At 73.7% G+C, this 19,117-nt stretch carries 15 protein-coding genes; 6 read left to right on the top strand and 9 right to left on the bottom strand.

Annotation, left to right across the window (positions count from 1 at the left end; translation table 11 throughout):
- Positions 1–118 precede the first annotated feature (118 nt).
- The gene (locus ACWD3O_RS18780; protein ID WP_451416620.1) at positions 119–2,791 is read left to right on the top strand and encodes an ATP-binding protein; all 2,673 of its coding nucleotides are present in this window, start codon (positions 119–121) and stop codon (positions 2,789–2,791) included.
- A gap of 54 nt (positions 2,792–2,845) precedes the next feature.
- Here the strand turns inward: ACWD3O_RS18780 and pcaDC are convergent, their stop codons facing one another.
- Genes pcaDC through pcaH form a run of 4 tightly spaced genes read right to left on the bottom strand, consistent with a single transcriptional unit; the run spans position 2,846 to position 6,703 of the window.
- The gene (gene pcaDC / locus ACWD3O_RS18775) at positions 2,846–3,976 is read right to left on the bottom strand and encodes a bifunctional 3-oxoadipate enol-lactonase/4-carboxymuconolactone decarboxylase PcaDC (protein ID WP_451416619.1); all 1,131 of its coding nucleotides are present in this window, start codon (positions 3,974–3,976) and stop codon (positions 2,846–2,848) included.
- A complete protein-coding gene (pcaB, locus tag ACWD3O_RS18770; RefSeq protein ID WP_451416738.1) occupies positions 3,973–5,304 on the bottom strand; it encodes a 3-carboxy-cis,cis-muconate cycloisomerase in 1,332 nt (443 codons plus the stop codon). The genes pcaDC and pcaB overlap by 4 nt, the downstream gene beginning before the upstream one ends.
- Positions 5,305–5,309: 5 nt before the next feature.
- Positions 5,310–5,924 carry a protocatechuate 3,4-dioxygenase subunit alpha gene (gene pcaG / locus ACWD3O_RS18765; protein WP_451408649.1) on the bottom strand — a complete coding sequence of 205 codons (615 nt, stop codon included), beginning with the start codon at positions 5,922–5,924 and terminating at the stop codon, positions 5,310–5,312.
- A gap of 5 nt (positions 5,925–5,929) precedes the next feature.
- Positions 5,930–6,703 carry a protocatechuate 3,4-dioxygenase subunit beta gene (gene pcaH / locus ACWD3O_RS18760; RefSeq protein ID WP_451408648.1) on the bottom strand — a complete coding sequence of 258 codons (774 nt, stop codon included), beginning with the start codon at positions 6,701–6,703 and terminating at the stop codon, positions 5,930–5,932.
- 328 nt (positions 6,704–7,031) lie between these two features.
- Between pcaH and ACWD3O_RS18755 the strand changes: the two genes are divergently transcribed.
- Both ACWD3O_RS18755 and ACWD3O_RS18750 read left to right on the top strand, forming a co-directional pair.
- Positions 7,032–7,481, top strand: coding sequence for a MarR family winged helix-turn-helix transcriptional regulator (locus tag ACWD3O_RS18755; protein ID WP_451416618.1), 450 nt, complete (start codon positions 7,032–7,034; stop codon positions 7,479–7,481).
- 320 nt (positions 7,482–7,801) lie between these two features.
- Positions 7,802–9,103: an SGNH/GDSL hydrolase family protein gene (locus ACWD3O_RS18750; RefSeq protein ID WP_451416737.1), complete on the top strand. Its 1,302-nt coding sequence runs from the start codon at positions 7,802–7,804 to the stop codon at positions 9,101–9,103.
- Between the two features lie 277 nt (positions 9,104–9,380).
- Here the strand turns inward: ACWD3O_RS18750 and ACWD3O_RS18745 are convergent, their stop codons facing one another.
- Complete coding sequence (locus ACWD3O_RS18745) at positions 9,381–10,385, bottom strand: DUF3048 domain-containing protein (RefSeq protein WP_451416736.1); 1,005 nt, start codon at positions 10,383–10,385, stop codon at positions 9,381–9,383.
- A 182-nt stretch (positions 10,386–10,567) separates the two neighbouring features.
- Here ACWD3O_RS18745 and ACWD3O_RS18740 point away from each other — a divergent pair, with 182 nt between their 5' ends.
- A complete protein-coding gene (locus tag ACWD3O_RS18740; protein ID WP_356138754.1) occupies positions 10,568–11,758 on the top strand; it encodes a zinc-dependent alcohol dehydrogenase in 1,191 nt (396 codons plus the stop codon).
- Positions 11,759–11,765: 7 nt separating this feature from the next.
- Here the strand turns inward: ACWD3O_RS18740 and ACWD3O_RS18735 are convergent, their stop codons facing one another.
- Complete coding sequence (locus ACWD3O_RS18735; RefSeq protein ID WP_451416617.1) at positions 11,766–12,833, bottom strand: ATP-dependent DNA ligase; 1,068 nt, start codon at positions 12,831–12,833, stop codon at positions 11,766–11,768.
- A 52-nt stretch (positions 12,834–12,885) separates the two neighbouring features.
- Here ACWD3O_RS18735 and ligD point away from each other — a divergent pair, with 52 nt between their 5' ends.
- Entirely contained in the window at positions 12,886–13,896 is a 1,011-nt protein-coding gene (gene ligD / locus ACWD3O_RS18730; RefSeq protein WP_451416616.1) for a non-homologous end-joining DNA ligase, read from the top strand.
- A 71-nt stretch (positions 13,897–13,967) separates the two neighbouring features.
- Here the strand turns inward: ligD and ACWD3O_RS18725 are convergent, their stop codons facing one another.
- The 3 genes from ACWD3O_RS18725 to ACWD3O_RS18715 all read right to left on the bottom strand — a co-directional run bounded on the left by ACWD3O_RS18725 (position 13,968) and on the right by ACWD3O_RS18715 (position 18,152).
- Entirely contained in the window at positions 13,968–14,753 is a 786-nt protein-coding gene (locus ACWD3O_RS18725) for a VOC family protein (protein ID WP_451416615.1), read from the bottom strand.
- A gap of 47 nt (positions 14,754–14,800) precedes the next feature.
- Entirely contained in the window at positions 14,801–16,537 is a 1,737-nt protein-coding gene (locus ACWD3O_RS18720; protein ID WP_451408642.1) for a BCCT family transporter, read from the bottom strand.
- 136 nt (positions 16,538–16,673) lie between these two features.
- Entirely contained in the window at positions 16,674–18,152 is a 1,479-nt protein-coding gene (locus ACWD3O_RS18715; RefSeq protein ID WP_451408641.1) for an amino acid permease, read from the bottom strand.
- A gap of 198 nt (positions 18,153–18,350) precedes the next feature.
- Here ACWD3O_RS18715 and ACWD3O_RS18710 point away from each other — a divergent pair, with 198 nt between their 5' ends.
- Positions 18,351–19,061, top strand: coding sequence for a MerR family transcriptional regulator (locus tag ACWD3O_RS18710; RefSeq protein WP_451408640.1), 711 nt, complete (start codon positions 18,351–18,353; stop codon positions 19,059–19,061).
- The last annotated feature ends 56 nt before the right edge of the window (positions 19,062–19,117 follow it).

Here is a 19,117-nt window from a genome sequence, read left to right as displayed (position 1 = left end):
CGCGCGCGCCGGGCGTCCCGCCCGGCGACACTTCCCGCGGAGCTGACCGCCGTCCGGCGCGCGGCGGGCTAGGCTCGGACCACATACGTCGTCCGTGTGACCTGGGGAGGGGTCGGAATTGACGGAGGAAAGGCCCGGTGCGGCCTCGCTCTGGGAACGTGACGACGAGGTCGCCGCGATCGAACAGGCCGTCGACGCCCTGTGCACCGGGCACGCCCCCGCCGGGCGCTTCCTCGTCCTGCGGGGCGACGCCGGCCTCGGCAAGACGACCTTGCTCGCCCGGGCCCACCGCATCGCCGAACTCCGCGGCTGCACCGTCTGGTCGGCACGCGGCGGGGAGACCCTGCGGTCGGTCCCGTACAACGTGGTGCGCCAGCTCCTGCAGCCCGCGCTGCTCGGACTCCTCCCCGAGGAGGCCCGCGAATACCTCGGCGACTGGCACGACATCGCCGGCCCCGCCCTCGGCCTCGCCGAACCCGGCATCGGGCAGCCCGACCCCGGCTCGGTCTGCGACGGCCTGGTCACCGTCCTGCGCCGGCTGGCCCGCCGCGAGTACCCGCTGGTGCTGCTGGTCGACGACGCCCACTGGGCCGACCTGGAGACCCTCCGCTGGCTGGCCGAGCTCGGCCGGCGCCTGGAGGACACCTCCGTCCTCGTCCTGGTGGCCAGCCGCCCGGGCGGCACGAGCGGCGAACGGGCCGCCTACCTCGACCGGATCGTCGACGTCGCCGGCTCGGTCACCTCCCTCCAGCTGCTCACCCCGCAGGCCACCGCCGGGCTCACCCGGGCCACGATCGGCGAACACGCGGACGACCCGTTCTGCCGCGAGGTGTGGGCCGTCACCGGAGGCAACCCGTACGAGACCGTCGAACTCCTCGCCAAGGTCCGCGACTGCGACATGGAGCCCGTCGAGGCGTCCGCCCACGAACTGCGCGACCTCAACCGCGCCGCCCGCGGCGGCGGCCTCGTCTCCCGCCTCGACAAACTCGGCATCGAGGCCACGCGCTTCGCCTGGGCCGCGGCCATCCTCGGCGCAGGCATCACCGTCGACCTGGTCGCCCGGCTCGCCACGCTCACCCCGGCCGCCGCCGGGCGCTGCGCCCGCATCCTCTGCGAGGCCCGCATCCTCACCACTCCCGACCCGCTCAACCAGCAGGCCGGTGACGGCGAGCTGGAGTTCACCCACCCGCTCATCGAGTCCGCCGTCTACAACTCGATCCCGGACAGCCTGCGCACCGCCATGCACGGCATCGCCGCCCGCATCGTCACCGACTCCGGCCGCGGCGCGGCCGCCGCCTCCCGGCACCTCCTCCAGGTCCACCCCGACGACGACCAGGAGGTCGTCGAGCAGCTCCGCGAGGCGGCCCGCGCCCACCTCGCCGTCGGCGCGCCCGTGGCCGCCCGCGCCTGCCTGGAACGCGCCCTCATGGAGCCCCCGAGCCCCGAGGTCCACCCCCGGGTCCTCTACGAACTCGGCTGCGCCACCCTGCTCACCGCGCCCGCCGTCACCATCGCCCACCTGCGCGACGCGCTCGCCCTGCCCGGACTCGACGTCGGCCAGCGCGTCGACGCGGTGGTCCGGCTCTCCCAGGCGCTGCTCCACAACGACCAGGTCGGCGAGGCCGTCCGGACCGTCGAGGCGGAGGCCGGCCGGCACGCCCAGGGACCCGCCCGACTGCGGCTCCAGGCATGCCAGTTCCTCTGGCAGGGCATCCACGCCGCCGAGGTCGACTCGCCCGGCCGCTCCCAGCACCTGGCCGAACTCGCCGCCGCCTGCACCGGCCGCGACAACTCCGAGCGCGCCCTGCTGATCCTGCACGGCTTCGACGTCCTCATGCACGGCGGCGACGCCGACGAGGTCGTGGCCATCTGCGACCGCGCCCTCGTCAACGGCCGGCTCGCTCCAGGCCTGAGCTGGACCGACAGCGACTGGGGCTTCGAACTGCCGCTGATGATCGCCGCCATCTACGCCTACACCGACCGCCTGGACCGCGCCGAGGCGCTCTTCTCCGAGGCGGTCCGCGAGTACGAGACGGCCGGCTGGAGCGGCGGCCACGTCTCGCTCTCCTACGGCTACCTCGGACTCGCCCTGCGCCGCCGGGGACGGCTGCGGGAGGCGGAGTCCACCCTGCGCGAGTCGCTGCGGCTCGCCGACCGGGTGGGGTACCGGCTGCCGCTGCACTGGACGGCGTTCTGCAACCTGATCGACACGCTGATCGCGCGCGGGCACCACGACGAGGCGATGGAGGTCGCCGAGCGCTACCGGTTCGGGACGCCGTACCCGTCGACGATCCTGCTGCCGGACGCCCGGTCCATCCGCGGCCGGCTGCTGCTGGCGGCCGGGCGCGTGGACGAGGCCGTCGAGGAACTCGAGGCGGCGGGGCGCACCGCCGCCGAGCGGGGCCACCGGAACCACCTCGTCGCCCCCTGGGCCGCCGACCTGGCGCGGGCGCTGGCCGACCGGGACCCGGAACGGGCGCGGGAGCTGGCGGCGACGGTGCGGGCGGGCGCGGAGCGGTTCGGCACGTGGACGGCGATCGGGGAGGCGCTGCGGTGCGAGGCGGCGCTCGCGCCGCGGCCCCGGGCGGTGGAGCTCGCGGCGCGGGCCGCGAAGCTGCTCGAGGAGTCACCGTGCCAGTACGAGCACGCGGCGGCGCGGGTGGAGTACGGGGAGCTGTCCGGTTCCGTCGCCGAACTGCGGCGGGGGCTCACCCTCGCCGACTCCTGCGGCGCCGACGCCCTCTCCCACCGCGCCCGCACGGCCCTCCAGCACCTGACCACCACGACCTGAGCCTGTGCCCCCGCGCCCGGTCCGCAGGACGGCGGGGGCACCGCGAGGGCGGGGTCAGGCGGTGTCGTCCTCGGCGAGGACGCGTTGGGCGACGGCGAAGGCGGAGTTGGCGGCGGGCACGCCGAGGTACACGCCGGCCTGGAGGAGGACCGCCCCGATCTCGTCGGCCGACAACCCGTTCCGCCGAGCCGCCCGCACGTGCATCCCCAGCTCGTCGAGGTGCCCGTGCGCCACCAGTGCCGTGAGCGTCACCATGGACCGCTCCCGCCGCGAGAGCGTGGGGTCGGTCCAGATCTCGCCCCAGGCGTACCGCGAGATGAAGTCCTGGAACCGCGCGGTGAACGGCGTCTGCCGGGCCTGCGCCCGGTCGACGTGGGCGTCGCCCAGCACCTCGCGCCGCACCGCGATGCCCCGCCGGGCGAACCCGGTGAGGTGCCCCCGCAGCGCCGCCAGCACGGCCTCCGGCCGCTCCGCCGGGGCGAGGTGCGAGGCGCCCGGGATCTCCGTGAGCGTCGCCCCCGGCACCACGTCCGCGATCTCCCGCAGGTGGGCCGGCGGCGTCGCCGGGTCGTCCCGCCCGGCGATCAGCAGCGTCGGCACCCGCACCGACCCGAGCAGCTCCCGCACGTCGAACGCGGCCAGCGCGTCGCAACAGGCGGCGTACGCGCCGGGGTCGGCGGCCCGGTGGTCCTCGACCAGCCGCCGCACCGTGAAACCGGGCGTGAACCAGCGCGCGTCGGCCGATCCGGCGAGCTCCTCCATCGCGGCCCGCCCGCCCCGGCGGACCGTGGCCGCCCGCTCCTCCCAGGGCCGGGCGCCGTTGAAGTGGGCGGAGGAGCAGATGACGGCCAGCGACGAGACCCGCTCGGGGTGGTGGATCGCCAGGTGCAGGCCGACCGCCCCGCCCAGCGACACGCCCGCGTAGGCGAACCGCTCCACGCCCAGGCCGTCGGCGAGCTCCAGCACCAGCCCCGCCAGGTCGGCGACGGTGGCACCCGGACCGATCCGGTCGGCCGGGGAGGCACCGTGTCCGGGCAGGTCCCAGCGGATCACCCGGTGGGTCGCCGCCAGTTCGGGGGCGACGGCGTCCCACAGGGCCAGGGAGGTGCCCAGCGAGGGCCCCAGCAGCAGCGGTTCGCCCGAAGCGGGGCCCTCGGCACGGTGGTTCAGCGGCTTCTCGGTCAACGTCGCTCCAGAGCACGGTCGGTGAGGGCGGCGGCGGACCCCGTGTAGTCGGCCGGGTCGGTCGCCGACGCCAGGTCGAGATTCCTCAACTCGGGTTCCGAGGAGAGGACGTCGAGCAGCGGCAGCCCTTCGGCGTAGGCCCGCCGCGCGGCCTCGGTGAGCAGTTCCTTGGCCCGGGACCGGCCCAGCACGGGAGCCAGCTCGATGGAGAGCCGCTCGGAGACGATCAGGCCGTGGGTGACGCCCAGATGCGCGCGCATCGCGGCGGCGTCCACCCGCAGCCCCTCGGCCAGTCCGGCGGCCTGGTGGGCGGCCGAGCCGGCCAGGCGCAGCAGGTCGCGCAGCGGCTCCCACTCGGCGTGCCAGGCGCCGGCCGGACGCTCGTCCTCGGCGACCAGGGAGCCGAAGAGGGTGGCGGCGAGCTGCGGGGCGCGGCGGGCCGCCGAGGCGATCAGGGTGGACCGTACCGGGTTCGCCTTGTGCGGCATCGCGGAGGATCCGCCGCCGGTCGGCTCGGCGAGTTCGGCGATCTCGGTGCGGGCCAGTGCCAGGACGTCGGCGGCGATCTTCCCGAGGGCGCCGGTGGTGAGCGCCAGCGCCCCGGCGAGGTCGGCGACCGGCGTGCGCAGCGTGTGCCAGGGCAGCACGGGCTCCGCGAGGCCCAGTTCGCGGGCGTAGGCGGCGACCAACTCCCGCGGATCCTCCGCCCCGTACGCCGCGAACGCGGCCAACGTGCCCGCAGCGCCGCCGAGTTGCACGGGGAGCGCGGCACGGACGGTCCGCAGCCGGTCCCGGGCGTCCAGCACCAGCGAACGCCACCCGGCGGCCTTCAGCCCGAAGGTGGTCGGCACGGCGTGCTGGGAGAGGGTCCGCCCCGGCATCGGGGTGTCGCGGTGGGCCGCGGCCAGCCGGGCGAGCGCGCCCTCGGTGCGGTCCAGGTCGGCGAGGACCAGGTCGACGGTGCGGGCGGCCACCAGCATGGCGGCGGTGTCCATGATGTCCTGGCTGGTGGCGCCCCGGTGCACGTACGGCCCGTGCTCCGGCCCGACGGCCGCCGTGAGGTCGGCGACCAGCGGGATGACCGGGTTGCCGCCGGACGCGGCCCGCCGGGCGAGGTCCACCAGGTCGAACCGGTCGGGGACCGCCGCCTCGGCGACCGCGGCGGCGGCCTCCGCGGGCACCAGCCCGAGGGACGCCTGGGCGCGGGTCAGCGCGGCCTCGGCCTCCAGCAGCGCCGCCAGGAAGGCGGCGTCGCCGGTCGCCTCGGCCGCGGGGGAGCCGGCCCGCCCGGGGGAGAGCAGACCGGCGTCGGGCGCGGGGTGGTGCAGCGATGTCACTGGTACTCCAGGAAGACCGTTTCGTTCTCGCCCTGCAGGCGGATGTCGAAACGGTACGTCGCCGGGGCCTGCTCCTCGGCGATCAGCGTGGAGCGCCGGTCGTCCGGAACCTGCCGCAGCACCGGGTCGGCGGCGAGCGCCGCGTCGTCGCCCGCCAGGTAGATCCGGGTGTACAGGTGCATCAGCAGGCCGCGGGCGAACACGCACACCGCGATGTAGGGGGCGTTGCCGCCGCGCGCGCCGGGGCGCAGGGTGCGGGCCACCCAGTGGCCGTCGGCGTCCGTCTGGATCCGGCCCCAGCCGGTGAACTCCAGCCCGTTGCGGCCGAGGAAGCCGCCGGAGGCCGGGTCGCGGCGCATCGAGCCGGTCGCCGTCGGCACGGAACCGTCCGGGGCGGGGCCCCAGAGCTCGACCAGCGCGTCCGGCAGCGGGTTGCCCTCGCCGTCGTAGACGTAGCCGTGCACCGTGACGGTGTCCGGGTGGCCGACGGGGGCGATGTTCCCGCCGTCCGGGATGGGCAGCGCGTAGCCGTAGAAGGGGCCGACGGTCTGCGAGGGCGTCGGGAGCACGGCCTCGCCGCCGGTGGTGTCCTGCGTGGCGATGTCGGTCATGGCGGTCAGCGTCCTTCTTCCATCCAGGTGGCGCTCGGGCCGTCGAGCACGATGTCCCAGCGGTAGCCGAGGGAGAACTCCGGCACCGAGAGGCTGTGGTCGTAGCGGGCGACCAGGCGTTCCCGGGCGGCCTGGTCGGTCACCGCGTGCAGGATGGGGTCGTACGGGAACAGCGGGTCGTTCGGGAAGTACATCTGGGTGACCAGGCGCTGGGTGAACGACCGGCCGAACACAGAGAAGTGGATGTGCGCCGGCCGCCAGGCGTTGGTGTGGTTGCGCCACGGGTACGGGCCCGGCTGGATGGTGGTGAACCGGTAGAACCCGTCGGCGTCGGTGATGGTGCGGCCGGCGCCGGTGAAGTTCGGGTCCAGCGGGGCGTCGTGCTGCTCGCGCTGGTGGGCGTACCGTCCGGCCGAGTTGGCCTGCCAGATCTCGACGAGCTGGCCGCGGACCGGGCGGCCGTCGCGGTCCAGCAGCCGGCCCTCGACGGTGATGCGCTCGCCGACCGGCTCGCCGCGGTGCTGGCGGGTCAGGTCGTTGTCGATCTCGGTGATGTCCCGCTCGCCCCAGGCGGGGGAGGAGAGCTCCACCAGCTCCGGGTCCTTGGTGACGTCGATGTTGACCGGCGGCTGCTTGGGGTGCCGCAGCACCGAGGAGCGGTACGGGGCGTACCCGCGGTCCGGGTGGTGCTGCACCGGAGCGCCGTCCGCGACGCGCTGCTCGTAGGCCTCGCGCTCGGCGGCGATCTCCTTGTCGATGTCGTGCTGGGTGAGGGCCATGGTGGCGGCGACTCTCCTTCGTTCGGTCGGCCTTCGCTCGCGAGGCCTTCGTCGGGCGGGAGACGGGCCGAAGAGGCCGGCACACCCCTTCGGACCGCGCCCACCGCGGTCACGACCCGGCCGGACCGGAGCAATCAGGCAATCAGTCAGTGCACTGATGATCTCGGCGGGGCGGGTACACGCTTTCACCGCTGCCGCCCGGGAGTCAAGACGTTGCCGATTGCCAGGGAAACAGGGGGGTGGTGTTCGGGGCGGAGAGGCGGCGCGGTTGCGGCCGAGTGGGTATTGTTCAGTGCACCAACGAAAAACGGCACCCACGGGAGAGCGCATGGCCGCGGTGGACGTCACCACCCATCCCGGGCACCTCGCCCGGCGTCTGCAGCAGGCCCACACCCTGCTCTGGAACACCATGGTCTCCGAGGAGATCACCTCCCCGCAGTTCGCGGTGCTGAGCGCCGTGACGGCCGAGCCCGGCCTCGACCAGCGCACGGTGGGGGAGCGGGTGTCGCTGGACCGCTCAACGGTCGCCGAGGTGGTCGGCCGGCTCACCCGCCGCGGCCTCCTCGACAAGGTCCGCGACCCGCAGGACGGGCGCCGCTACCTGCTGCGCCTCACCGACGAGGGCGCGCGCCTCCACCGCCGGCTCGCGGTCCGTGCGGCGCGGATGAACCAGGTGCTGCTCGCCCCGCTGAGCGCCGAGGAGCAGGACCTCTTCGTCGGCCTCATCCGCAGGGTCTCCGAGGCCGCGGAGACACTCCGGCAGCCTGGCCAGGGCTGACCGGCGGAGCGGCTCCGGCCCTCCGAAACTTTCGGGACCTTCTTCCGTGGGTTCGCCTGGTCCGGGCGGCCGCTCTGTCGTCCCAACGGTCAATTTTGTCCGCGGTGTTGACGCCCGGGGCCGTCCTCCGTAGCTTCCGTCGCGGAAACTTTCGCGTACGTGCCGAAAGTTTCGAACAGGCGTCCCCCGCCGGTCCGGCACCACGGCGTGGGGCGCGGAGCCGCGCATCGTGAGGGAGCCCCATGCCGTCCTCGTCCTCGTTTCGCGAAAGATGGAGCCGCGTGGCCGTGCGGTCCCGGCTCCGGCTCCGTGCCGGGGCCCTGCTCCGCACCGCAGCGGTCGCCTCGGTGGTGGTCATGGTGACCGTGGCGGCCACCGCGACCGGCGCTCCGGGGGCGGACGCCGACCGCGGCCGCGAGCCCGGCGTCGGCCCCGGCGGTGACCGCTGGGTGGACACCTGGGTCTCCATGCCCCAGCTCACCGAGCCGCACAACATGCCGCCGGCGCCCTTCACGGACGGCGAGTCGGTCCTGAAGGACAGCACCCTGCGGCAGACCGTCCGCACCACCGTGGCGGGCGAGAAGCTGCGGCTGCGCTTCTCGAACGCCTTCGGCGGGGCCGAACTCCCGCTGACCCGGGTCTCGGTGGCGCTGCCGTCCGGCGGCGCGGCGGGCGTCCCGGCGATCGAGCCCGGCACCGCACGGCAGGTCACCTTTGCCGGGCGGGCCGCGACCGTGGTGCCGACGGGCGCCCAGGTGGTCTCCGACCCGGTGGACATGGAGGTGCCGGCCGGGACCAACCTCACCGTGACGGTCTACCTCGCCGACGGCCAGTCCTCCTCGTCGGTGACCTCGCACCCCGGCTCCCGCACCACCTCGCACCTGCTGCGGGGCGACCACACCACCGCCGCCGACCTGCCGGGCGCCACCCGCACCGACCACTGGTACTTCCTCAGCGGGGTGGAGACCCTGGTGGACACCCCGCGCGCCGCCGGGCTGGTGGTGATCGGGGACTCGCTCACCGACGGCCGGGGCTCCACCACGAACGGCAACGACCGCTGGACCGACCAGCTCCACCGCCGTCTGCTCCGCTCGCCCGCCACCGACCAGGTGGCCGTCCTGAACGAGGGCGCGGGCGGCAACCGCGTGCTGCGCGACGGCCTCGGCCCCAACGTGCTCGCACGCCTCGACCGCGACGTCCTGGTGCGCAGCGGCGCCCGGTGGGTGCTGGTGTTCGAGGGCGTCAACGACCTGGGCACCGCCGAGGCCACCGCCTCCGCCCAGCAGGCCACCGCCGACGACCTGATCGCCGCCTACCGCCAGATCGTCGAGCGGTCCCACGCCCAGGGCCTCGCCGTCTACGGCGCCACCCTCACGCCCCTCGGCGGCAACGAGATGTACGACGACCCGGCCGGCCACCGCGAGCGGGCCCGGCAGCGGGTCAACGACTGGATCCGGCACAGCGGGGTGTTCGACGCCGTCGTCGACTTCGACCGCGCGGTCCGCGACCCTGAGGCGCCCACCAGGCTGCTGCCCGCCTACGACACCGGGGACCACCTCCACCTCAACCCGGCCGGATACCGGGCGCTCGCGGACGCGGTCCCGACCCGCCTGCTGCGGTGAGGCCCCCGCCGCGGGGACGGTGACACGGCCCGAGCGGCGACACGGTCCGAGCGGCGACACCCGGGCCGCCGGCGGTCGGTGCACGGCCGGTGGCGGCCCGGCCCGTATCCCCGGGCGGCGCCTGCCCGGGGCCGGGGACACCTGGGGACGCGCGCTCCGCCCGGCCGGCGCCCCCGCGTTCCGTCGGCCGGCTCAACCCCTGTTCCGCCCGGCCGGGGAACACTCGCGCCCCGCCCGGCCGGCGACACCCGCTCACCGCTCGGCCGGGGACGCCCCCTCACCGCTCCGCCAGCACCACCCACACCTGCCCGTCGCCCGTGTTCACCGGCGCGCCGCCCTCCGTGGTGAACCGGGTGCCGTCGGCCTCCGTGGCGCGCTGCCAGCGCGCCTTCCACACCTTGCCGTCCCGCAGCAGGTCCGCGGTCCCGGTGCCCACCGTCTCGCTGAAGGGCGTGTTGTTGCCGCCCCGGTCCTGGAAGCCGGACGCCCGCACCGTCACGTACTGCACGATCACGGTGGGCGGGGCCAGCTGCACGCCGCCGTCCGTCGTGGGGCGGCCGTCGGTCTCCACCAGCCACCCGCCCCGCTCCGCGGACCAGGTGAAGGCGAAGCGCGCGGAGGGGAAGGTGACGGTGCGACGCTCCTCCGGGTCGCCGCCCGCCGGGGCGGGTCCCTCGCGGAAGCCCGCGGCGGTCAGCGCCTCCCGCCCCGCGGGCCCGTCCACCAGGCGGCGCGGCCGCAGGTACAGGTTGTGCGGCGCCGGGCGCGCGTCGTCGCGGTACCAGGCCTCCGGCCGGTTGCCCGGGGACTCCGCCCGCAGGGGCGCCGACTCGATCAGGGGCCGCAGCCGGCTCTGCGACCCCGAGTAGGCCAGCACCGGCTCGTTGAACTGCCGCAGCAGCCGCAGGTCGGTCTCCCGGGCGCTGCGCACCGGGCCGACCGCCTCGGGGAGCCTGGTCGCGTAGAGCGCCATCAGCCTGCTGAGGCCCGCCTCCACCCGCTCGGCGTAGACGACGTCGGCCTGGGCCAGCCCGGTCTGCGGGCGCGCCGGGAGCACGTTGTCGATCTTGACGGCCAGCACCTCGTCGGGCGGGCGGGCCGAGGCGGGCGAGGTGGTCTCGGAGCCCTCCGGATCGAAGGGGCCGCCGGTGCAGCCCGACGCCACGACGAGAGCGGCGATCGCGGAGGCGAGCAGTGCTCTCGTTTTACCGGGCCCTGTCGCTCGCCCGGTACCCGTCGCTCTCCCGGCTGCCGGTGTGCCCCTCGTGCACCTCGTGCCCATCGCGCCCCACCGCCCACCGATCATCGGTCCATATGCCTGAGCCGGTCCGTCAGGGCCTTACCCCGGCGCGCCCTCCACCGCACCTCCGGTGGGCGACCCGTGCCGGTACGGCCGGTTTCGTGTAGGCCGTCCGGGTACCCGTCGCACGGACGAGAGCACGCCGAAGCAGGGAGTCGCACGCGATGAAGGCAGTGACCTGGCAGGGCAAGCGGGACGTCCGGGTGGAGACCGTCCCCGACCCGACGATCGAGGAACCGACCGATGCCGTCGTCCGGATCACCTCCACCGGACTGTGCGGCTCCGACCTGCACCTCTACGAGGTCCTCACCCCCTTCATGACCCCCGGTGACATCCTCGGCCACGAGCCGATGGGCATCGTCGAGGAAGTGGGGCCGGGGGTGACCAACCTGTCGCCCGGGGACCGTGTGGTGGTGCCCTTCCAGATCTCCTGCGGCAGTTGCTGGATGTGCGGCCAGGGCCTCTACACCCAGTGCGAGACGACCCAGGTCACCGGTGAGGGCATGGGCGCCCAGCTGTTCGGCTACACCCGCCTCTACGGCGCCGTTCCCGGCGGCCAGGCGGAGTACCTGCGCGTCCCGCAGGCGCACTTCGGGCCGATCAAGGTGCCCGAGGGGCCGCCGGACGACCGCTACGTCTACCTCTCCGACGTGCTGCCGACCGCCTGGCAGGCCGTCGAGTACGCGTCCGTCCCGCCGGGCGGCACCCTGGCCGTCCTCGGCCTCGGCCCGATCGGGGACATGGCCTGCCGGATCGCCCTGCACCGGGGCGCGGAGCGGGTCATCGGCGTCGACCTGGTCGGCGACCGGCTGCGCCGGGCGCGGGACCGCGGCGTCGAGACCTACGACCTGCGCGACTTCGACAGCGAGAAGGAACTGGTCGCCGCCGTCCGGGACGCCACCGGCGGACGCGGCCCGGACTCGGTCGTCGACGCGGTCGGCACCGAGGCGCACGGCAGCGCCGTCGCCCGGCTGGCCCAGAACGCCACCGCGCTGCTGCCCAACAAGATCAGCGGCCCGCTCGCCGAGCGGTTCAGCATCGACCGGCTGGCGGCGCTGTACACCGCCATCGAGATGGTGCGCCGCGGCGGCACCATCTCGCTCTCGGGCGTCTACGGCGGCATGGCCGACCCCATGCCGATGCTGACCCTGTTCGACAAGCAGATCCAGCTGCGAATGGGCCAGGCCAACGTCCGGCGCTGGACGGACGACATCCTGCCGCTGCTCACCGACGGCGACCCGCTGGGCGTCGACGACTTCGCCACCCACCACGTGCCGCTCTCCGAGGCCCCCGAGGCGTACGACATGTTCCAGAAGAAGCGCGACGGCGCCGTCAAGGTGGTCATCAACCCCTGACGGCCCCTCACTCCATGCCCAGCACCTCGGCCAGGTCGTAGCGCACCGGCTCCTCCAGCTGGGCGAAGGTGCAGCTCCCCGGGGTGCGGTCCGGACGCCAGCGGCGGAAACGCGCGGTGTGCCGGAACCGCGCCCCGTTCTCCATGTGGTCGTACGCCACCTCGGCCACCAGGTCGGGCCGCAGCGGCACCCACGACAGGTCCTTCTTCCCCGACCAGCGGCTCGGCGCCCCCGGCAGCCGGGCCGTCTCGTGCGCCGCCGCGTCGCCCCACGCCGCCCACGGGTGCCCCGTCACGTCCTCCAGGCGCAGCGGCTCCAGCTCCTCCACCAGCTCCGCCCGCCGCTTCATGGTGAACGCGGCGCACACCCCCACGTGCTGGAGCACCCCCTGGTCGTCGTGCAGGCCCAGGAGCAGCGAGCCGACCACCGGCCCGCTCTTGTGCAGCCGGTAGCCGGCCACCACCACGTCGGCGGTCCGCTCGTGCTTGATCTTGAACATGGCGCGCTCGTCCGGCCGGTACCGCAGCGTCGGCGGCTTGGCCACCACCCCGTCCAGCCCGGCGCCCTCGAACCGCTCGAACCACTGCCGCGCCACCTCGATGTCCTCCGTCGCGGGCGCCAGGTGCACCGGCGGCTCCACACGGTGCAGCATCCGCTCCAGCAGCGCCCGCCGGTCCGTCAGCGGCCGATCGGTCAGCGACTCGTCGTCCAGCGCGAGCAGGTCGAAGGCGACGAACGAGGCCGGGGTGCGCTCGGCCAGCATGCGGACCCGGGAGTCCGCCGGATGGATGCGTTCGGTCAGCGCGTCGAAGTCCAGCCGCCCCTCCCGGGCGATCACGATCTCCCCGTCCACCACGCAGCGGTCCGGCAGCCGCTCCTCGAGGGCGGCCACCAGCTCGGGGAAGTAGCGGGTGAGCGGTTTGGTCGTCCGGCTGCCGAGCTCGAGTTCCCCGCCGTCGCGGAACACGAGTGCGCGGAAGCCGTCCCACTTGGCCTCGTAGTGCATCCCCTCGGGGATCTTCGCCACCGACTTGGCGAGCATCGGCTTCACGGGCGGCATCACCGGCAGGTCCATGGGGTCGATTCTGGGTGTGCGCGCCGCCCGGGGCACGCCTACCGTGGCACACATGGGTGACGACGCCGTGGAACTGGACGCCGGAGGACGGAAGGTGCGCCTGTCCCACCCGGACAAGGTGCTCTTCCCGGAGAAGGGCTACACCAAGCGGGACCTGGCCGAGTACTACCTCGCCGTCGGTCCGGGCGTCGTGCGCGCCCTGCGCGAGCGGCCCACCACCCTCCAGCGCTTCCCCGACGGCGTCGAGGGGGAGTGGTTCTTCCAGAAGCGGGTCCCGAAGAACCACCCCGACTGGATCCCCACCGCGCACATCACCTTCCCCAGCGGCCGCAGCGCCGACGAGATGTGCCCGACCGAGATCGCCGCCGTGGTCTGGGCCGTGCAGTTCAACACCATCACCTTCCACCCGTGGCCGGTGCGGCGGGCCGACGTCGACCGGCCGGACGAACTGCGCCTGGACCTCGACCCGCAGCCCGGCACCGGGTACGAGGACGCCGTCGCCGCGGCCCACGAACTCCGCGCGGTCCTGGAGGAGCACGGCGTGCGCGGCTGGCCCAAGACCTCCGGCGGCCGCGGCGTCCACGTCTTCGTGCCGATCGAGCCGCGGTGGACCTTCACCGAGGTGCGGCGCGCGGCGATCGCGGCCGGCCGGGAGCTGGAGCGGCGGATGCCGGAGCGGGTCACCACCAAGTGGTGGAAGGAGGAGCGGGGCGAGAAGATCTTCGTCGACTACAACCAGACGGCACGGGACCGGACCATCGCCTCCGCGTACTCCGTCCGGCCGCGCCCGCACGCCCCGGTCTCGGCGCCGCTGCGCTGGGAGGAGGTGGGGGAGGCCCGCCCCGAGGACTTCGACATCCGCACCATGGCCGCCCGGTACGCCGAGCTCGGCGACGTCCACGCGGACATGGAGGAGCACGCCTTCTCCCTCCAGCCGCTGCTCGACCTCGCCCGCCGCGACGAGGCGGAGCACGGGCTCGGCGACCTGCCGTACCCGCCGGAGTACCCGAAGATGCCGGGTGAGCCGAAGCGGGTGCAGCCGAGCCGCGCCAGGAAGGCCTGAGACGCCCGCGCCCGCCCGCGCCGCCGGAGCACCCGCGCCGCCGGAGCGGCACGGGCGGACGCGGGACGGAGTCAGCTCTGCGAGGGGTCCGGGCGCAGGACCGCGAAGCGGGCTCCGTGCGGGTCGACGAGGTGGGCCATGCGCCCGACCCCCGGGATGTCGACCGGCTCCACCCGGACCTCGCCGCCCCGCTCGCGGGCCCGGCCGGTGACGGCGTCCACGTCGGCCACGGCGAAGTACGGGAGCCAGTGCGCCCCGCCCTCCACCTTGTCGCCCGCCGCTCCGACGTAGCCGCCGAACGCCCCGTCCTCCCCGGTGCCCACCGGGGTGACGGCGGTGTACGAGCCGCCCGGGAAGGACACCGCCGAGGTCTCCCAGCCCAGCGCCGAGTGGTAGAAGCCCGCCGCCCCCGCCACGTCCGTGGTGTGCAGCTCCACCCAGCACAGCGCGCCGTTCTCCCCGGTGACGTCCAGCCCCGCCAGCGTCCCGGGGCTCCAGACGCCGAACCACGCGCCCATCGGGTCGGTGAAGACCGCCATCCGGCCCTTGTCCATCACGTCGTCCGGCTCCATGACGACCGAGCCCTGGGCCTCCCGGACCGCCCGCGCGGTGGCGTCCGGGTCGTCCGAGCGGAAGTAGACCGTCCACGACGGCGGCGCCGTGTCGGCGGGAAGCTCCATGCCGCCGGCCACGGTGCGTCCGCCGGAGGTGAAGAAGCCGTAGCCCCCCGCCTCCGGACCGGCCGAGCGGAACTGCCAGCCGAACAGGCCGCCGTAGAAGGTCATCGCCACGTTGATGTCGGGCGTGCCCAGGTCGACCCAGTTCGGTGAGCCGGGGACGAAGTCGGTGGTCAGCATCGTTGCCTCACGTTCGGTCGTCGGGAGGGGGCCCGCGGGCGCCCGGGTCACAGGGGGGAGTCCTCGGCGACGGTGGAGCCGGAGGAGGGGCCGGTGCCCTGCGCGGGCCGGACCTGGAGCTCGAAGTCCCCGTCGAACTTGCGGTAGCCCTGCACGACCGCGTCCTCCAGCGCCTCGTTGGCCGCTTCCTCCCGCAGCATCAGCGGGTCGCGGCGCAGGTCCCGCATCAGGGCCACACAGATCCCGATCATCACCAGGACGAACGGCGCCGCCGCGAGGATCGTCAGGTTCTGCAGGCCGGTGAGCGCGTCCCCCTTGCCGCTGCCGACCAGCAGCATGATCGCGGCGACCGCGCCGGTGACCACGCCCCAGAAGATCACCACCGACTTCTGCGGCTCCAGCGCGCCGCGCTGGGAGAGCGTGCCCATCACGATCGAGGCCGCGTCCGCACCGGAGACGAAGAAGATGGAGACCAGGATCATCACCAGCAGCGAGGTGACCGTGGCCATCGGGTACTCCCGCAGCACCGCGAAGAGCCGGCCCTCGACCGTGGTCGCGTCGTCGAGCGCGCCCCGCTCCTGGAGCCGCATGGCCGTGCCGCCGAAGATCGCGAACCAGAGCAGGCTCACCGTGCTGGGGACCAGGATCACACCGCCGATGAACTGGCGGATGGTGCGCCCGCGGCTGATCCGGGCGATGAACATGCCGACGAAGGGCGTCCAGGAGATCCACCAGGCCCAGTAGAAGACCGTCCAGCTCGACAGCCACGCGTCGACGGTCGGGCCGCCGCTGATCTCGGTGCGCCCGGCCAGCTGCGGCAGCTCGCCGATGTAGGCGAAGAACGAGGTGGGCAGGAGGTCGAGGATGACGATCGTCGGCCCCACCACGAACACGAACACCGCCAGCAGCAGCGCCAGCACCATGTTGGTGTTGGACAGCCACTGGATGCCCCGCTCCACCCCCGAGACCGCCGAGGCGACGAACGCCAGGGTCAGCACGGCGATGATGGCGACCAGCAGACCGGTGCCGGCCGTGCCCAGCCAGTCGACCTCCTCCAGACCGGAACCGATCTGCAGGGTGCCCAGGCCGAGCGAGGCCGCGGAGCCGAACACGGTGGCGACGATGGCCAGGATGTCGATGATCCGGCCGACCGCGCCCTCGGCGTGCCGGCGGCCGATCAGCGGGGTGAAGACGGAACTGATGGTCTGACGGCGCTTCTTGCGGAAGGTGCTGTAGGCGATGCCCAGACCCACCACCGCGTAGATCGCCCACGGGTGCAGCGTCCAGTGGAAGAGCGTGGTCGCCATGGCGTTCGACATCCGCTCGCCGGAACTGCCGGGGCGGGTCCCGGGCGGCGCGTCGACGTAGTGGGCCAGCGGCTCGCTCACGCCCCAGAACATCAGGCCGATGCCCATGCCCGCGCTGAACATCATCGCGACCCAGGACACCGTGCGGAACTCGGGCTTCTCGTGCTCCGAGCCGAGGTGGATCCGGCCGTAGCGGCTGATCGCCAGCCAGAGGGCGAAGATCACGAAGCCGGAGGCGGCCAGGACGAACGCCCAGCCGCAGGTGTGGATCAGCTCCCCGAGCAGGTTGCCCGACACGCTCTCCAGCGAGTCGGTGCCGAAGGCTCCCCACAGGACGAAGGAGAGGGTCAGCGCCGCGGTCACCCCGAAGACCACCCAGTCGGTCCCCCGGCGCTGAGGTCCGGGCAGGCCGGCCTCCGTGCCCGGCAGGGACCCTTTGGGGTGGTGTTGTGACGGATTGGGGGCGTCTTGCGACACTGCGGCACCTTTCGCCGAGCGGATCTTGATTGGTTCCGCTACGCAGCTACCACGTATCCCGCGTTTCTCACCCGCGTAACCCCCCTGCCACCGTCCCCGTGCGGCCGGGCCACCCGCCCGGCCGCACGGCACACGGTCAGCGCCCGGTCGGGGCGGAGATCCCGGAGTCCTCCGCACGGGTGACCCGGCGGCGCACGCCGAACCAGCCGAGCACCAGCGCCACGGCGATCACCGGGATGAGCAGCAGCGTCTTGCGCCCCACCTCCGGGTCGCCCCACATCAGCACCAGCACCGAGACCAGGAAGGCGATGGTGACGATCTCCGTCACCGGGCTGCCCCACAGCCGGAAGGCGGGCCGCGTCAGCAGGCCGGCCTTGGCGCGCCGGACGAAGACCAGGTGACAGATCATGATGATCACCCAGGTGCTGATGATGCCGAGCGAGGCGACGTTGAGCACGATCTCGAAGGCCTGGCCCGGCATCAGGTAGTTCAGGCCCACGCCCAGGACGCAGACCGCGCCGGTCAGCATGATGCCGCCGTAGGGCACCTGGTTCCGGTTCATCACGCCGGTGAACCTCGGGGCGGAACCGGCGGCCGCCATGGAGCGCAGGATGCGGCCGGTGGAGTACAGGCCCGAGTTCAGCGAGGACATCGCGGCGGTCAGGACCACCAGGTTCATCACGTCGCCCGCCGCCGGCACGCCGATCCGGGAGAGCACGGTGACGAAGGGGCTCTCGTCGCCGGAGTAGACCGAACCCGGCAGCAGCAGGGCCAGCAGCACCACCGAGCCGACGTAGAAGAGGCCGACCCGCCACATGATCGAGTTCACCGCGCGCGGGACGACCTTGCGGGGCTCGGCGGTCTCGCCGGCCGCGGTGCCCACCAGCTCCAGGGAGGCGTAGGCGAAGACCACGCCCTGCATCACCAGGACGACCGGGAGCACACCGTGCGGCAGGAAGCCGCCGTTGTCGGTGATCACCGACAGACCCGGGGTGGTGCCGCCCACGTCCTGCTGGGTGACCAGCAGGAAGACGCCCACCAGCATGAAGAGCACCAGGGTGGCGACCTTGATGATCGCGAACCAGAACTCCATCTCGCCGAAGTACTTCACCGAGATCAGGTTCACCACCAGCACCACGGCGAGCGCGGCGAGGGCCAGCACCCACTGGGGGATGTCGGAGAACATGCTCCAGTAGTGGGTGTAGAGCGCCACCGCGGTGATGTCGGCTATACCGGTCGTGGACCAGTTGACGAAGTACATCCAGCCGGCGACGTAGGCGCCCTTCTCCCCGAGGAACTCGCGGGCGTAGGACACGAAGGAGCCCGAGGAGGGCCGGTAGACGACCAGCTCACCGAGCGCCCGGACGACGAAGAAGGCGAAGACGCCGCAGACCAGATAGGCAAGGGCGAGCGCGGGACCGGCGCTGTTCAGGCGGCCGCCGGCGCCGAGGAACAGGCCGGTGCCGATCGCTCCCCCGATGGCGATCATGTTGATGTGGCGGGCCTTGAGGTCCTTGCTGTAACCGGCGTCGCCCGCGTCCGCGGGCGGTTCGGCGGTCAGGTCGGTGCTCACGACGGCTTCTTCAGCCGTCGCGGTCGCGACGTCCTTGCTCACGCGTGTTCCACTCTGTGCGCCCCGCTTCGCTGTTGGCACGGGGTGTTGGAAAAGGTGCTGCGGCCGCTCCACCTGCGCTTGTGGCGCCCGGCGGGGATGCGGACCGCAGGTGAATCTCTCATTCCGCATGACAATGTGCAGTGGCGGGTGTCACACGACGCCTTTCGCACACCCGGTGAGACAGCAATACTGTTCCGCATGAGGACCGACACGGAGGAGCCGACGCTCACGGTCGACGAACTGGCCGCGCGCGCGGGCGTGACGGTCCGCACCGTCCGCTTCTACAGCACCCGGGGGCTGCTGCCGCCGCCGGAGATAGGGCCCCGCAGGGTCGGCCGTTACGGTCCCGGACACCTGGCACGGCTCGCGCTGATCGAGGAACTGCAGCGGCAGGGCATGACACTGGCCGGCGTCGAACGCCACCTGCGCGGACTGCCCCCCGACGTGACCGCGCACGACCTCGCCCTGCAGCGCGCGGTGGTGGCCTCCTGGGCGCCGGAGACCAGCGAGCGCCTGGACCGCGCGGAACTGGAACGCCTGGCCGGACGCGCACTGGACGCGGCCGACCTCGAGCGGCTCGCCCAGCTCGGCGTCCTGGAAGGCGTGGAACCCGACGGCGACGGCACCCACCGGGTGGACACCGGGCTGCTGCGGCTGGGCGTCGAACTGCTGGACATGCCGTTCGCCCAGGAGACGCTGCTGGCCGCCCGGGAAGTCCTCATGGAGCACTCCCGGGCGGCAGCGCAGGCGCTCTCCGGACTTCTCCGCGAGGCGTCGGCGGAACGGGAACCGGACGCCGTGCGGTCGCTCTCCGTCCACATGCAGCCCTTGGTGGTGCAGGCGCTGCTGACCGCCTTCCAGCGGTCGCTCCGACAGGAGCTGCAGAGCTGGCTCGGCGGCCGGCCCTGAGAACGGGACCGGCCGCCGGGAGTCGTGCCGGACGACGGGGGTGTGCCGGACGACGG

Source organism: Streptomyces sp. NPDC002640 (genome assembly GCF_053592575.1).
Note: the sequence above shows the minus strand (reverse complement) of the source record. Positions and strands in the feature narration are given on the sequence as shown.